Origin of the sequence: Cryobacterium sp. N21, assembly GCF_002929575.1 — a bacterium.
GTDB classification, from domain to species: Bacteria; Actinomycetota; Actinomycetes; order Actinomycetales; family Microbacteriaceae; genus Cryobacterium; species Cryobacterium flavum.
Map to the genome: position 1 here is coordinate 315,070 of NZ_PJJQ01000033.1, position 15,464 is coordinate 330,533.

General features: G+C 64.2%; 14 protein-coding genes. 8 read left to right on the top strand and 6 right to left on the bottom strand.

Annotation, left to right across the window (positions count from 1 at the left end):
* Positions 1–5 precede the first annotated feature (5 nt).
* The 6 genes from CXY77_RS11755 to CXY77_RS11780 all read right to left on the bottom strand — a co-directional run bounded on the left by CXY77_RS11755 (position 6) and on the right by CXY77_RS11780 (position 5,892).
* The gene (locus CXY77_RS11755) at positions 6–1,031 is read right to left on the bottom strand and encodes a YihY/virulence factor BrkB family protein (protein ID WP_140425522.1); all 1,026 of its coding nucleotides are present in this window, start codon (positions 1,029–1,031) and stop codon (positions 6–8) included.
* Between the two features lie 113 nt (positions 1,032–1,144).
* Complete coding sequence (locus CXY77_RS11760) at positions 1,145–1,906, bottom strand: succinate dehydrogenase iron-sulfur subunit (RefSeq protein ID WP_092339017.1); 762 nt, start codon at positions 1,904–1,906, stop codon at positions 1,145–1,147.
* The gene (gene sdhA / locus CXY77_RS11765; protein ID WP_092339015.1) at positions 1,906–3,714 is read right to left on the bottom strand and encodes a succinate dehydrogenase flavoprotein subunit; all 1,809 of its coding nucleotides are present in this window, start codon (positions 3,712–3,714) and stop codon (positions 1,906–1,908) included. Before sdhA ends, CXY77_RS11760 begins: the two co-directional genes overlap by 1 nt.
* Positions 3,715–3,731: 17 nt before the next feature.
* The gene (locus CXY77_RS11770; protein WP_092339013.1) at positions 3,732–4,184 is read right to left on the bottom strand and encodes a succinate dehydrogenase hydrophobic membrane anchor subunit; all 453 of its coding nucleotides are present in this window, start codon (positions 4,182–4,184) and stop codon (positions 3,732–3,734) included.
* An 11-nt stretch (positions 4,185–4,195) separates the two neighbouring features.
* Positions 4,196–4,609 (bottom strand): succinate dehydrogenase, cytochrome b556 subunit, encoded by a 414-nt coding sequence (sdhC, locus tag CXY77_RS11775; RefSeq protein ID WP_104089690.1) that lies wholly within the window; start codon positions 4,607–4,609, stop codon positions 4,196–4,198.
* Positions 4,610–4,719: 110 nt separating this feature from the next.
* Positions 4,720–5,892, bottom strand: coding sequence for a glycosyltransferase family 1 protein (locus CXY77_RS11780; RefSeq protein WP_104089692.1), 1,173 nt, complete (start codon positions 5,890–5,892; stop codon positions 4,720–4,722).
* 96 nt (positions 5,893–5,988) lie between these two features.
* On the opposite strand from CXY77_RS11780, the gene CXY77_RS11785 reads away from it, so the two are divergent.
* From CXY77_RS11785 to CXY77_RS11820, 8 genes are all read left to right on the top strand, one after another.
* A complete protein-coding gene (locus tag CXY77_RS11785) occupies positions 5,989–7,110 on the top strand; it encodes a mannose-1-phosphate guanylyltransferase (RefSeq protein WP_104089693.1) in 1,122 nt (373 codons plus the stop codon).
* A gap of 43 nt (positions 7,111–7,153) precedes the next feature.
* Positions 7,154–8,215 (top strand): BMP family protein, encoded by a 1,062-nt coding sequence (locus CXY77_RS11790; RefSeq protein ID WP_092339007.1) that lies wholly within the window; start codon positions 7,154–7,156, stop codon positions 8,213–8,215.
* A 142-nt stretch (positions 8,216–8,357) separates the two neighbouring features.
* Complete coding sequence (locus CXY77_RS11795; RefSeq protein ID WP_092339005.1) at positions 8,358–9,464, top strand: BMP family protein; 1,107 nt, start codon at positions 8,358–8,360, stop codon at positions 9,462–9,464.
* A gap of 94 nt (positions 9,465–9,558) precedes the next feature.
* Complete coding sequence (locus CXY77_RS11800) at positions 9,559–11,079, top strand: ABC transporter ATP-binding protein (protein WP_092339003.1); 1,521 nt, start codon at positions 9,559–9,561, stop codon at positions 11,077–11,079.
* The gene (locus CXY77_RS11805; protein ID WP_369827308.1) at positions 11,076–12,368 is read left to right on the top strand and encodes an ABC transporter permease; all 1,293 of its coding nucleotides are present in this window, start codon (positions 11,076–11,078) and stop codon (positions 12,366–12,368) included. The genes CXY77_RS11800 and CXY77_RS11805 overlap by 4 nt, the downstream gene beginning before the upstream one ends.
* Positions 12,365–13,654 carry an ABC transporter permease gene (locus tag CXY77_RS11810; RefSeq protein ID WP_092339001.1) on the top strand — a complete coding sequence of 430 codons (1,290 nt, stop codon included), beginning with the start codon at positions 12,365–12,367 and terminating at the stop codon, positions 13,652–13,654. Before CXY77_RS11805 ends, CXY77_RS11810 begins: the two co-directional genes overlap by 4 nt.
* The gene (locus tag CXY77_RS11815) at positions 13,651–14,076 is read left to right on the top strand and encodes a cytidine deaminase (protein ID WP_092338999.1); all 426 of its coding nucleotides are present in this window, start codon (positions 13,651–13,653) and stop codon (positions 14,074–14,076) included. Before CXY77_RS11810 ends, CXY77_RS11815 begins: the two co-directional genes overlap by 4 nt.
* The gene (locus CXY77_RS11820) at positions 14,073–15,377 is read left to right on the top strand and encodes a thymidine phosphorylase (RefSeq protein WP_092338997.1); all 1,305 of its coding nucleotides are present in this window, start codon (positions 14,073–14,075) and stop codon (positions 15,375–15,377) included. The genes CXY77_RS11815 and CXY77_RS11820 overlap by 4 nt, the downstream gene beginning before the upstream one ends.
* Positions 15,378–15,464 lie beyond the last annotated feature (87 nt).

Genomic DNA, 15,464 nt, shown 5'->3' on the forward strand with positions numbered 1-15,464 from the left:
CAAGTCTACTTAGTGGTCTGAGCCGCATCCGCCTTGGCGTACCCAGCGACGATCGCCTCGGCCGCGCGGAGCCGTCGCCGGGCGCTCCAGCGGACATACCAGGGCGAGGTGTCGACGGCAGCCCTGGCCGAGCTGAGCTCGCCCTGCGCGGTCAGCCGGAGAGCGTCGTGCATGCGCCGGCGCTGGCTGGCGGCGGCTTCATCGGCGCTCAGGGTGTGGGGCGGGATCCCCGCGTCGTCCATGCCCACCGCAATCCAGGACGCGGCGATCAGCGTGACCGTGCTCACGAGGTTGAACCAGATCAGTAGCCCGATGATCACGGCGAACGTCGCCAGGAGCGGGTTGCGATTGGCGCCGCCGAGGAGCGCGCCGCCGAGGACCTTGAGCAGGCCGAGAGCGACGCCACCGAGCAGAGCTCCGGTAAACAGCCGCCGCGGGGGAATGCGCACCCGGGAGAGCACCCGGAACAGGCCGGCCAGCGTGAGCGTATCGATGATGAGCACGACCGCCAGACCGATCAGCCGGGCCGACGCCTCATAGAAGAACGAGTCCTGCGGCAGGTGAAAGACACTGAACAGCACGTCGAGCAGGGCTGTGCTGGCGAGCGACACGACGGCCGAGAGAATCAGGGCCAGGCCGAACACCAGCCCAAGGCCGAGCTCACGGAGCTTCACCCAGACGAAGAACGTGGTCTGCGGGGGCATATCGAACACGGTGCGCACGGCCTGGGCCGTGGCCGACAGCCAGCTGAGCGCGGTGAACAGCAGCCCGACCAGTGCTATCGCACCGATCCAGGTGAAAATTCCGGCGGCCGCCAGCAGCTTTGGGTCAATGATGCCGTCGGTGCCAATCAATCCCGGAATCGACTGGTTGATGATTGCATAGAGCGCGTCCAGCAGGGGCTGGTTCGCGGTCAAGAACAGTCCGGCAATGGAGAAACCCACCCAAACGGCCGCGAAAATGGCGAAAATCGCCTGATACGACATACCGGCGGCCAAGATACTGCCGCCCACGCTGCTGAAATGAGTCACGACCCGCACGGGGCGCCAAGTCTGGACGCGCGCTACAAGTTCTTTCACTCTGCCAGTTTAACGAGAGACACCCCCGTCGAATCGACGGGGGTGTTCTTCATGCAATCGGGCAGTTACGCCTTGCCTCGCATGATGGCCTGCTTGACCTCGGCGATGGCCTGGGTCACCTGGATGCCGCGGGGGCAGGCATCCGTGCAGTTGAAGGTCGTGCGGCAACGCCACACGCCCTCTTTGTCGTTGAGAATGTCGAGGCGCACTTGGGCGCCATCGTCGCGCGAATCAAAGATGAAACGGTGCGCGTTGACGATGGCGGCCGGGCCGAAGTACTGGCCGTCGGTCCAGAACACCGGGCAGCTCGACGTGCATGCCGCGCAGAGAATACATTTTGTGGTGTCGTCGAAGCGCGCGCGCTGGGCGACCGTCTGGATGCGCTCCTTGCCCTTTTCCGGCTTGACGCTGTTCATCATGAACGGCTGTATTGCCTTGAAGGAGGCGAAGAACGGCTCCATGTCAACGATGAGGTCCTTCTCCAGCGGCAAGCCCTTGATGGCCTCCACATAAATGGGCTTCGTAACGTCGAGGTCCTTCATGAGCGTCTTACAGGCAAGACGGTTGCGGCCGTTGATGCGCATGGCATCCGAGCCGCAGATGCCGTGAGCGCAGGAGCGACGGAAGGTCAGCGAGCCGTCCTGCTCCCACTTGATCTTGTGCAGCGCGTCGAGCACGCGGTCGGTCGGGTAGAGCTGCACGTCAAAATCCTGCCAGTGCGGCTCGTCGTCGACCTCCGGGTTGAAGCGACGAATAATGAGCGTGACCGTGAAGGATTTGATCTCTTCCGGCACGACGGGCTTGTTATCGATTGTGGCGGTACTCACTAGTACTTCCTCTCCATCGGCTGGTAGCGGGTGATGACAACCGGTTTCCAGTCAAGCTTGATGTGGTCGGCGGCATCGGCCGACATGGCGTCACCCTTGAGGTACGCCATGGTGTGCTTGAGGTAGTTCTCGTCATCACGAACGAGGTAGTCCTCGCGCTGGTGGCCGCCGCGGCTTTCCTTGCGGTTGCGGGCGGAGTAGACGACGACCTCGGCGAGGTCGAGCAAAAAGCCCAGTTCGACGGCTTCGAGCAGGTCGGTGTTGAATCGACGACCCTTGTCCTGCACGCCGATGTTCTTGTAGCGCTGACGCAGCAGGTGGATGGTCTCTGTGACCTCGGCGAGGGACTCATCGGTGCGGAACACCTGAGCCTTCTTGTCCATTTCTTCCTGCAGAATCTTGCGCAGCACGGCGATGCGCTCGGTTCCGGTCGACGAGCGGATGCCTTCCAGCAGCTCGCGCACCTCCTTGGCCGGGTCTTCCGGCAGCGGAACGAACTCGGCCGTCTTGACGTACTCAACGGCGTTGTTGCCGGCGCGCTTGCCGAACACGTTGATGTCGAGCAGCGAGTTGGTGCCGAGACGGTTCGAGCCGTGCACCGAGACGCAGGCGCACTCGCCGGCTGCGTACAGCCCGGGAACGACGACCTCATTGTTGCGCCAGACTTCGGCCTTCACGTTGGTCGGGATGCCGCCCATCGCGTAGTGCGCGGTCGGCATGACCGGAACCGGCTCGGTGACCGGGTCGACGCCGAGGTAGGTGCGCGCGAATTCGGTGATGTCGGGCAGCTTGGTCTCGAGCAGTTCCTTACCGAGGTGGGTGCAGTCCAGGTACAGGTAGTCCTTGTCGGGCCCGGCGCCGCGACCCTCCGCGACCTCCTTGAGCATGCAGCGCGAGACGATGTCACGCGGGGCGAGGTCCTTGATGGTCGGTGCGTAACGTTCCATGAAACGCTCACCTGAAGCGTTCCGAAGGATTGCTCCCTCGCCGCGAGCTCCCTCGGTCAAGAGGATGCCCAATCCGGCCAGCCCGGTCGGGTGGAACTGGAAGAACTCCATGTCCTCGAGCGGCAGACCCTTGCGCCAGACGATGCCGACGCCGTCACCGGTGAGGGTGTGGGCGTTGGAGGTGGTCTTGTAGATCTTGCCGAAACCACCGGTGGCGAAGATGAACGCCTTGCCCTGGAACACGTGCAGTTCGCCGCTCGACAGGTCGAGGGCCACCACGGCCGACGGCTGGTCGACACCGTCGACGTTGGTCATGACCAGGTCGAGTACGTAGTACTCGTTGAAGAAGTTGATGCCGCGCTTGACGCAGTTCTGATAGAGCGTCTGGAGGATCATGTGGCCGGTGCGGTCAGCGGCGTAGCAGGCGCGACGCACCGGGCTCTTACCGTGGTCGCGAGTGTGGCCACCGAAACGGCGCTGGTCGATCTTTCCCTCAGGCGTGCGGTTGAACGGCAGGCCCATGTTCTCAAGGTCGATGACCGCGTCGATGGCTTCCTTGGCCAGGATCTCGGCGGCGTCCTGGTCAACCAGGTAGTCGCCGCCCTTGATCGTGTCGAAGGTGTGCCATTCCCAGTTGTCTTCCTCGACGTTGGCGAGGGCCGCAGCCATCCCGCCCTGCGCCGCACCGGTGTGAGAACGCGTCGGGTAGAGCTTGGAAATGACCGCTGTGCTGGCGTGGGGGCCGGCTTCGATGGCGGCACGCATGCCGGCTCCACCCGCTCCCACAATGACGATGTCGTGCTGGTGGTAGTGCACGCCGTCTACGACGGTGGACTCCGGGGACGCTGTGGAAGAAGTCATATTTGTTAGTGCAGCTCCTAGAGGGACTTACAGAACGAGGCCACGAGGTCGGCGGGCGCACCGGCGGGGCAAGGATCGAAGGTGAACACCACGAGGGTGCCGAGCGTGATCAGCGCGACGACGCTGACCAGAATCGCGACCTTCAGGATGCCGCGGCTGATCCGCGAGGTGGCGTAGTCGTTGACCAGGGTGCGCATGCCGTTGCCGCCGTGAATCAAGGCGAGCCAGAGCATGATGACGTCCCAAACCATCCAGAACGGGTTGGTCAGCTTGCCGGCGACGAACGCGAAGTTCAGGGCGCTGACGCCCTCACCGATCATGAGGTTGACGAACAGGTGGCCGAAGATGAGCACGACCAGCACGACGCCGGAGACGCGCATGTAGATCCAGCCCCACTTTTCCCAGTTGACCCCGCTCTTTTTCGTGCTGCGGGTGTACGGGCTGCGGGGAGCTTCGATTGTTGAAGTCATATTGTCGCCCCCTAGTGGCTGAACACGTTGATGAGGTGGCGCGGCGCGAAGCCCAGCATGGTGACGACCCAGAGGCCGATGACGACGTAGAACAGCACCCGCTGGTGCTTGGCGTTCCAGAAGTCGATCAGAATGATGCGCAGACCGTTGAAGGCGTGGAACACGATGGCGCCGACGAGTGCGACCTCACCGAGACCCATGATCGGTGTCTGGTACTGCCCGATAACCGCGTTGTACGCTTCGGGGCTGACCCGCACGAGCGCCGTATCGAGAATATGGACGAGCAGAAAGAAGAAAATTGCGACGCCGGTGATGCGGTGCAATACCCACGACCACATGCCCGTGTTACCCCGATACAGGGTGCCGGCGGGGCGACGTGACGTCGTCTTCTGCTGAGAATCTAGGGTTCCTGCCGTCTGTGGCATGAACAACCCTCCCTGGCTGAATTATGGCTCTTAAGTGAGACCGAGAATGCGCTATTAGCACATTTAGTTAGTCTACAAGTGCTCCGCCTTCTCGTGTCAGTTAGGGTGCCCTAACGTTGCATCGAGGGTGGCACGTGAGTGCCGGCGCGCACGGCGAGGCGCTCGTCGATGGCCTGCTCGTAGTAGTCGACCAGCTCGGCGCAGACCGTGGGCCAGGAGCGCCCGAGCACTGCGCGACGCCCGGCTTCGCCCATGCGCGCACGCAGCATGGGGTCGAGTGCGAGCTGGCACACCCAGTGCTTGAGATCACGGTCGTCATTCGGTCGAAACAGATACCCGTTCTCGCCGTGCGCCACCAGATCGATCGGCCCTCCGGCGTGCGGGGCCACCACCGGCAGCCCGGCCGCGTGCGCTTCCTGCAGCGTCTGGCCGAACGTCTCCTCGGTACCGGCGTGCACGAACACGTCAAAGCTCGCGTAGGCGACGGCGAGTTCGCGGCCCGACAGCCGCCCCAGCCAGGTGACCGGCATGCCCGCGAGGGCCCGCCGTATAGAAGGTACGCTCGGTCCGTCTCCGACGAGAGCCAAACGGATGCCCGGCACCCCGCGCAGCGCACGAAGCCGCTCCACCTGCTTCTCCGGGGCCATGCGACCGACGTAGCCCACGATCACATCGCGTTGGCCTTCCGTCTTGAGCGCGGGCGCAATCCGTTCCCGGAGCGCGGCGACCGCCGGATCGTTCTTCAGATTGGGGTGAAAACCGGTCAGGTCGACACCGCGGGTCCACATGGCCAGGCGGGGCACGCCGAGGCGCAGCAGGGCGGCCATCGACGACGACGATGGAACGAGGGTGCGGGTGGCACCCTCGTGTACCCACTTCACGAATCGCCAGGCCAGGGCCGTTGCGGGGCCGAGGTGATTTCGGTGAGCGTAACCGGCGACATCCGTTTGAAAGATCGCGACCGAGGGGATGTCGAGCCGGTTGGCGGCGCTGATGCCCTGGGCGCCGAGCAGAAACGGCGAGGCGGCGTGCAGCACGTCCGGGCGAAAGTCGGCGAGCAGCTTCTGTACCTGCGGGCTCGGCATTCCGACAGGAAATTCGCGGTAGTTCACGGCGGAGACGGTGTGCACCGGAAAACCCGCATACTCGGCTGGGGCACCGGAGGGGGCGATGACCAGGGCCTCGTGTCCGGTGGCGGCCAGGTGGTCGAGCACCTTGCACACGCTCGTGGTCACCCCGCTCACGGTGGGGAGAAAACTTTCGCTGATGACTGCGATCCGCATGGTTCGAGGTTAAGTCGCGACGATTGCCGCCGGGTGACGGGCGCATGAACAGTGGTGTCAGGCACTCGCATCGGGGCCGCCCGATAGTCTGATCCAATGATTACGTCCAGTGAGCCCATCGACCGCCTGTACAGCGTGATTCCCGCCGGCGGCATCGGCTCCCGGCTGTGGCCGCTGTCGCGAGCGGATGCCCCCAAATTTCTGCACGACCTCACCGGCTCTGGCCGCACCCTGCTGCGCGATACCTGGGATCGCCTCGTTCCGCTCTCGACCGAGCGACGCATCATGGTCGTCACCGGGCGTGCCCACCGGGCCGCCGTCGAGCAGCAGCTGCCCGAACTGGCCGATCCGAACGTCGTTCTCGAAAGCGAACCGCGCGACTCGACCGCCGCGATCGGCCTCGCCGCCGCCATTCTCGAGCTGCGCGAACCCGGCGTGATCATCGGATCGTTCCCGGCCGACCAGGTCATCAAGGGCGACGCCCTCTTCCGCTCGGCGGTGACCGAGGCGGTTGCGGCAGCGGATGCCGGCTACATCGTCACGATCGGCATCCAGCCGACCGAGCCCGCGATCGGCTTCGGCTACATCAAGAGCGCGGCGCCCCTGCCCATCGACGGCGCCCCGACCGCCCTGGCCGTCGACTCCTTCGTCGAGAAGCCGAGCCCCGAGGTCGCTGAGCAATACCTCGCCGACGGCAACTACCTGTGGAACGCCGGCATCTTCATCGCGCGCGCTGACCGCTTGCTGGCCGAGATTGCCTCGGCCGAGCCCGAGCTGCACGCCGGACTGATGAAACTTGCCGAAGCCTGGGACACCCCGGCCCGCGGCGCTGTCGTCGACCAGGTCTGGCCGCGCCTGAAGAAGATCGCGATCGACTATTCGGTCGCCGAGCCCGCCGCGGCTGCCGGAAAGCTCGTCGTGATTCCCGGCCAGTTCGACTGGGACGACGTGGGCGACTTCGCCTCGATCGCCAAGCTGCACTCCGGCGGCCGCAAATCCAACCTCGCCATCCTCGGCGAGGGCGCGCGAGTGCTCGCCGACTCGTCGAGCGGCATCGTGGTCAGCCACACCGGTCGCATGATCGCACTGATCGGGGTGGAGGACATCGTCGTGATCGACACTCCCGACGCCCTGCTGGTCACGACCAGCGCGAACGCCCAGAAGGTCAAGGCTGTCGTCGACGCGCTAAAGCTCTCCGGCTCCAGCGATGTGCTGTAGGCCATTCCTGACTAGAATTCCAATTCATGCTTAAGGAGTGTCCATGCGTCGTGTGATTGCTGTTTCTGCCCTCGCGGCATCCGCTCTGCTGCTGGCCGGGTGCGCGCAGGCACCGGCACCCACCACGACAGCGGATGCGACGGCGCCCGACTACTGCGCCCGCATGGTCACGAACTCGGGCGGCCTCGAAGACCGGTCCTTCAACCAGTCCAGCTGGGAAGGCCTGCAGGAAGCGGCGACGACCTACAACATCAATACCGACGCTATCGTCTCGACCTCGGAGACCGATCTGGCGCCCAATGTGAGCCAGGCCGTCGCCACCGGCTGTGATTTCGTTCTCACCGTCGGCTACGAACTCGCCGACGCCACGCTGGCCGAAGCCACCGCGAACCCCGAGGTGCACTTTGCAATCGTCGACGAGGTCGTCGATGCCCCCAACGTGAAACCGATCGTCTTCGACACCGCCCAGGCGTCGTTTCTGGCCGGCTACCTCGCTGCCGGGGTGAGCAAGACTGGAATCGTCGCCACCTTCGGCGGCGGTAACCAGCCGCCCGTCACCCTGTTCATGGACGGCTTCGTCGACGGCGTCGCCATGTACAACGACAAGCACAAGGCTGCCGTGAAGGTGCTCGGCTGGAACAAGGAGCTTCAGGATGGCCGCTTCACCGGCGACTTCGAAGACGTCAACAAGGGCAAGGCCCTCGCCCAGTCGTTCATCGACCAGGGCGCCGACATTATTCTGCCGGTGGCCGGCCAGGTGGGGCAGGGTGCGGCCGCTGCCGCGATCGAGACGCCGGGCGTGACCATTATCTGGGTCGACAACGACGGCTTTGTGACGCTTCCGGAACAGTTCCGGTCGGTTGTGCTCACGAGTGTGCTCAAAAACACGTCGGCCGCGGTCGTGGAAACCATCGGCTCTGACCTCGACGGCAGCTTCGACAACACGGCGTTCGTCGGCACGCTGAAGAACGGCGGCGTCGAGATCGCTGACTTCCACGACCAGGCCGGCTTGGTGACCACCGAACTCAGTGACGAGGTCGATCAGATCCGGGCCGCTATCATAGCCGGGATCATCGATGTAAACGGCCCCAGTTCACCCCAATAGGGGGAGAAATGTTTCCGTAATGTCGCGGCTTGGTAACGACTCGCCCGCGCACGCACATTGCTCATCTGCGCAGCGTCACATTCGGTAACGTGGATCGCACCACGCCCGTGCGATCTAGCTGGGCAGCACCCTGGAGGTCCTCTTGACAATTTCGACCCGTAAGACCGTACTCACCGGTCTTGCAATGTTCGGCTCAGTGGCGATGCTCGCGGCCTGTGCCCAGGCGCCGGCGACTACCGATGACACTAACTCCGCCGCAGCCAGCGACTTCGTTCCCTGCATGGTTTCTGACGCGGGTGGATTCGACGACAAGTCGTTCAACCAGCTCGGTTTCGAAGGACTCAACGAAGCGGCCAAGTCCCTGGGCGTCACGCCGATCACGGTCGAGTCTGCGACCGAGACTGACTACCAGTCGAACGTGCAGAACCTTGTCGACCAGGGCTGCTCTCTCATCGTCACCGTAGGCTTCAACCTCGCCGCCGCAACGGTCGAGTCGGCTCTGGCCAACCCCGAAGTCAACTACGCCATCATCGACGACACCGCCGACCTCGACTTCAACGGTGAGGTAGACGCGCCGAACATCAAGCCGATCGTGTTCGACACCGCCCCCGCCGGCTTCATGGCCGGCTACGCGGCAGCCGGCTACAGCAAGACCGGCGTCGTGGGAACCTATGGCGGACTTCAGATTCCCCCGGTCACCATCTTCATGGATGGTTTCGCTGACGGTGTCACCTACTTCAACGACCAGAACGGTACGTCCGTTCAGACCGTCGGCTGGGACGTCGCCTCGCAGACCGGCTCCTTCACCGGTGGCTTCGCTGCAGGCGTCGACTCGCTCGCCAAGGCCCAGGGCCTCATCGACCAGAACGCCGACGTGCTGCTTCCCGTTGGTGGACCGATCTTCCTGAGCGCGATTGAAGCGATCAAGAGCTCGGGCAAGGACATCGCCATGATCGGTGTCGACGCCGACCTATACGAGACCTACCCGGATGGCGCTGACCTGTTCCTGACCAGCATTCTCAAGGGCATCAAGGTCGGCGTGTCCGACGTCGTCACCGGTGCCGGCACAGGTGCCTTCGATGCCACCGCATTCGTCGGTACCTTGGCCAACGACGGCGTGGGAGTTGCGCCGTTCCACGACTTCGAATCCAAGGTCCCCGCGACCATGACCGACGAGCTGGACGCGATCAAGGCTGGTATCATCGACGGTTCGATCACGGTGGAATCACCCGCTTCGCCCAAGCAGTAATACGCTGACAGCAATGGGGAGGCCGATTTTTCGGCCTCCCCATTTCATTACCCTCGTGCACTCCCGCCATGCTCGACTCAAGAATTCAGGATGAATGAAGCTCGAACTTCGCGGCATCACCAAGCGCTTTGGTGCGTTGGTCGCCAACAACAACATCTCCCTCACCGTCGAGTCGGGTGAAATTCACGCCCTCCTGGGTGAGAACGGCGCTGGCAAGTCCACCCTGATGAACGTGCTGTACGGCCTGTACATTGCCGAAGAGGGCGAGATTCTGCTCGACGACGTGGTGCAGAAATTCGCCGGTCCCGGCGACGCCATGAACGCGGGAATCGGCATGGTCCACCAGCACTTCATGCTCGTTCCGGTGTTCACTGTTGCCGAGAACGTCGTGCTCGGCCACGAACAGACCACCTTCGGCGGACGCCTGGATCTCAGTTCGGCCCGCGCCAAGGTTCGCGAGATCTCCGACCGCTTCGGCTTCGATATCGATCCGGACGCCCTGATCGAAGATCTGCCGGTCGGTGTGCAGCAGCGGGTGGAAATCATCAAGGCGCTGTCCCAAGATGCGAAGGTGCTGGTGTTCGACGAACCCACCGCCGTGCTCACCCCGCAAGAGACCGACGAGCTCATGATCATCATGCGCCAGCTCGCCGAGTCCGGCACCTCAATCGTGTTCATCACGCACAAATTGCGGGAGGTGCGCGCCGTCGCCGACCGCATCACCGTCATCCGCTTGGGAACCGTTGTCGGTGAAGCCTCGCCGACCGCGACGAACGCCGAGCTGGCATCACTCATGGTGGGTCGTGCCGTCGAACTGACCGTGCACAAGAACGCGCCGGAGCTGCGCGGTACCGCACTGTCGGTAAAGAATCTCACGGTCATCGACGCCCGCAACCAGATCGTCGTCAACAACGTGAGCTTCGACGTGCAGGCCGGTGAGGTGCTCGCCATTGCCGGGGTGCAGGGCAACGGCCAAACCGAACTGACCGAAGCCCTGATCGGGCTGCAGCACCACGTGACCGGGTCGATCGAACTCGACGGAAAACCATTGCGCGGCTACAGCGTGCGGCGCATCCTCGATTCCGGCGTTGGGTTCGTTCCCGAGGACCGCACCGAAGACGGCCTCATCGCCGATTTCAGCATCGCCGAGAATCTCATGCTGGACCGCAGCTCCGGGGCGCCGTTCGTGAAGGGCGGAAACCTCCAGCTGGGATTTCGAGCCAAATTCGCCGCCGAGAAGATTCACGAGTTCGATATTCGTTCGCAGGGCAGTGCCATGGAGGCTGGCCGGCTCTCCGGTGGCAACCAACAGAAAGTGGTGCTCGCCCGTGAGCTGAGTCGGGAGCTGCGATTGTTCGTGGCAGCCCAGCCCACCCGCGGGCTCGATGTCGGTTCGATCGAGTTCGTGCACACCCGCATTATCGAAACGCGGGATTCGGGTATTCCCGTGATCGTGGTATCCACCGAGCTCGACGAGGTCGTCGCGCTCGCAGACCGCATCGCGGTGATGTATCGAGGAGAAATCGTTGGAATCGTTCCTGGCAACACCCCCCGCGCCACGCTGGGCCTCATGATGGCCGGCGAACACGCCCCCGAAACCGAGGCTGCACTGTGAGCGACCTGACGGCACCGGCAGCGCCGGCTCCCGCCGCTCCGGCTGCCGGACCTGGCCGGAAGGACGGGTCTGAGCGCTGGACCCAAAGCCTGCGCGACATCACCGGCGGCAGCGCCATGATCTCCATTCTCGCCGTCGTGTTCGCGCTCGTGGTCGGCGCCATTTTGATCGCATTCACCAATGAACGCGTACAGGAGACGGCCGGGTACTTCTTCTCCCGTCCGGCCGACCTGCTGCAGGCCGTGTGGGACGCCGTCGCGGGAGCCTATTCCGCCCTGTTCCAGGGGTCGATCTATAACTTTCGGGCGCAGAACTTTCTCACCGCGATACGCCCGCTGACCGAAACCCTCACCTTCGCCACGCCGCTGATCGCGGCCGGCCTCGGCGTCGGGCTCGCCTTTCGGGTGGGGATGTTCAACATCGGCGGTCGTGGGCAGATGCTCATCGCCGCCGGGGCCGCTGGCTATGTCGCTTTTGCGGTCGAGCTGCCGGCCGGCATCCACTTGATTGTCGCTATCCTGGCCGGACTGCTCGGCGGGGCTATCTGGGGCGGAATTGTGGGCCTGCTCAAGGCTCGCACCGGTGCCCACGAGGTGATCGTCACGATCATGCTCAACTTCGTGGCGCTCTACCTCATCCAGTTCTTGCTGCGCACGCCGGGTGCCCTCCAGGCTCCGGGGAGCAATAACCCGAAGACCCCGCCGATGTTGTCCACCGCGGTGTTCCCCGACCTGTTTGGCCCCCGATACAACCTCCACGCCGGTTTTCTCACGGTCATCGCCGCCACAATCTTCGTCTGGTGGCTGCTCAGCCGCTCCAACCTCGGGTTTCAGTTTCGCGCCGTCGGTCAAAACCCCAGCGCGGCCCGGGTAGCAGGCATCAACGTGAAGAACGTCTACCTGTATGCCATGGCCATCTCGGGTGCGCTCGTGGGGCTGGCCGGTATCAACCAGGTGCTCGGTACGGTGACGACTGGTTTCGGTTCCGGTATCGACGCGGGTATCGGTTTCGACGCCATCACGGTGGCACTTTTGGGCCGGTCTAAGCCCTGGGGAATCTTCGCCGCCGGCATTCTCTTCGGTGCTTTCAAAGCCGGAGGGTTTTCCATGCAGGCGGCAGAGGGTGTGCCCATCGATATCGTCGTGGTCGTACAGGCTCTGATCGTGCTGTTCATCGCTGCCCCGCCGCTGGTGCGGGCCATGTTCCACCTTCCGACGCCAGGCACCACGAGAAAACCCAAGATCAGCGCCGTCAAGGCAAGCAAGAGCAACGAGGTGGTGGCGAAGTGAGCACGATCGCAGAGAGCACAGCTCCCGTTTCCGCCGCGATCGCGACGACGGCACAAATTCGCAGCTGGAAGATTCCGATCACCTTCGGCGGCTTTGCCGTGCTGTCCCTGATCCTGTTCGTGGTGCTCGGACGAGGCCAGCGCGGCGAGCTCAGCACCTTCCGTCTGTCCGAAGCGCGCGACCTGATTCAGCTGCCCGAGATGGCCCTTCCGACTTTCGCCACCGGGGTGATCATCGCCATCGTGCTCGTGCTGCTGGCCGCGGCGTCGGTCTGGCTGGTCTACCGCCACCGCAAGATCCCGATCGTGCTGACCATTCTGTTCGCCCTGCTGTTTCTGGTCGGCTTTCTGGCCTGGGCTGCATCGGGATCGACCATTCCGGTGCCCGGACTGCTGATCGGAACGGTCACCCTGAGCGCCCCGCTCATCTTCGGTGCCCTCGGCGGTGTGCTGTCCGAGCGAGCCGGCGTCGTGAACGTTGCCATCGAGGCGCAGCTTCTGGCCGGTGCCTTCAGCTCAGCGGTCGTCGCCTCCGCCACGGGCAACCCCTACATCGGCTTGCTCGCCGCGATGGTCGCCGGAGCGCTCGTCTCCATGGTGCTGGCCGCATTCGCGCTCAAGTATCTCGTCGACCAGGTCATCGTCGGCGTCGTGCTCAACGTGCTTGTGATCGGGCTCACCAGCTTTCTCTACTCGCAGGTTCTCGCCCCGAGCGCCAACCTCAACTCACCCGATGTCTTTCCCCGACTCAACATTCCGCTGCTCAGCGAAATCCCCATCATCGGCCCGGTGCTTTTTCGCCAGACCATCATCGTCTACATCATGTACGTAGCCGTTGCCGTGGTGTATTTTGGCCTGTTTCGCACCAAGTGGGGCCTGCGCGTGCGGGCCGTGGGTGAGCATCCGCAGGCCGCCGACACCGTCGGCATCAACGTCAACCGCACCCGTTTCGTTGCCGTCACCCTCGGCGGCGTCATCTCGGGCTTCGGCGGAGCGTACTTCACCCTCGGTGCTGTCGGCGCGTTCAACAAGGAGATGACAAACGGCATGGGCTTCATCGCCCTCGCCGCGGTGATCTTCGGCCAGTGGCATCCGATCAAGGCCACCCTCGCGGCGCTTCTGTTCGGCTTCGCCACCAACCTGCAAAACGTGCTGGGCATCATTGGCTCGCCGGTGCCGAGTGAATTCATGCTCATGCTGCCCTACGTCGTCACGATCTTCGCCGTGGCCGGGTTCGTCGGCCGCTCGCGGGCCCCCGCCGCCGACGGAAAACCGTACATCAAGTGAGCACGGTGACCGTCGACTGGGCCGCGCTGCGGGAGGTCGCCCTCACCGCCATGAAGACCGCCTACGTGCCGTACTCCAAGTTTCCGGTGGGCGTTGCGGCGTTGGTCGATGACGGACGAGTGATCAGCGGATGCAACGTGGAGAACGCCTCCTACGGCCTCACCCTCTGCGCCGAGTGCGGTCTGGTTTCCGCGCTGCACCGGAGCGGCGGCGGCCACCTCGTGGCCTTCACCTGCGTCGACGGCAACGGTGGCATTCTCATGCCGTGCGGTCGCTGCCGGCAGCTTCTGTATGAACACTCCGCGCCGGGCATGCTGCTTGAAACCGTCTCCGGCGTGAAAACCATTGACGAGGTGCTGCCGGATGCCTTCGGGCCACGCCAGCTCGCCGAGTATCACGCTGTAAAGGAACACACGGAATGACCACCATCGAAGCGTTTGACGCCGTCGACCTCATCCACACCAAGCGCGACCGCGGCGAACTCAGCGAAGCGCAGATCAACTGGCTGATCGACGCCTACACGCGTGGTTACGTCGGCGACGAGCAGATGGCCGCCATGACCATGGCCATCTTTCTGAACGGCATGAGCCGTAACGAGATTCGGGCGCTGACCATGGCGATGCTCGCGAGCGGCGAACGCATGACCTTCGACGGGCTCGGCAAGCCGACCACCGACAAGCACTCCACCGGCGGTGTCGGCGACAAGATCACCCTGCCGCTGATGCCGCTCGTCGCGGTGTTCGGCGCGGCCGTGCCGCAGCTTTCGGGTCGTGGCCTCGGCCACACGGGCGGCACGCTGGACAAGCTCGAGTCCATTCCGGGCTGGCGCGCCAACCTCAGCAACGCCGAGATGCTTAAACAGTTGCAGGAGATCGGCGGCGTGGTCTGCGCGGCTGGCAGCGGTCTGGCTCCGGCCGACGGCAAGCTCTATGCCCTGCGCGACATCACCGGAACGGTCGAGGCGATTCCGCTGATCGCGTCGTCGATCATGTCGAAGAAGATCGCCGAGGGCACCAGCGCTCTCGTGCTCGACGTGAAGTTCGGCTCCGGTGCTTTTCTGAAAGATATCGAGCGCTCACGCGAGCTCGCCCGCACCATGGTGGAACTCGGCGAGGATGCCGGGGTGGCGACATCCGCCCTGCTGACCAACATGAACGTGCCGCTCGGTTTTGCCATCGGCAATGCCAATGAGGTGCGCGAATCGGTCGAGGTGCTCGCCGGCGGCGGGCCGAAAGACGTGGTCGAACTCACCGTGGCTCTGGCCGAGGAGATGCTCTCACTCGCTGGAATCACCGGCGTCGACGTGGGGGCCGCCCTGAACGATGGTCGGGCCATGGACAAGTGGCGCGCCGTGATTCGCGCGCAGGGCGGCGACCCGGATGCCGCGTTGCCGGTTGCCCGCGAAACCCACGTCGTACTCGCCGAGCGGAGCGGCGTGCTGGTGGAACAGCAGGCCCTGCCGTTCGGGATCGGTGCCTGGCGGCTCGGCGCGGGGCGGGCGCGCAAGCAGGATCCGGTGCAGCACGCCGCCGGAATCGACCTGCACGCCAAGCCCGGCGACACCGTGGTCAAAGGGCAGCCCCTGTTCACGCTCAGCGCCGACGAGCCAGCACGGTTCGCCCGTGCCCTCGAAGCCGTCGCGGGTGCCTGGCGCATCGGCGACCCGGGGGAACCCGTGCAGGATGGCGGTCCGCTGATCGCGGAGCGCATCGGGGGCCACTAGGCTCAGAGAATGTTCGGTCATTCGGGGGTCGGTGCGGCCTGGCCAGACCGACCACTAAGAATTCCGGCCAGCACTAATTCAAGGGGG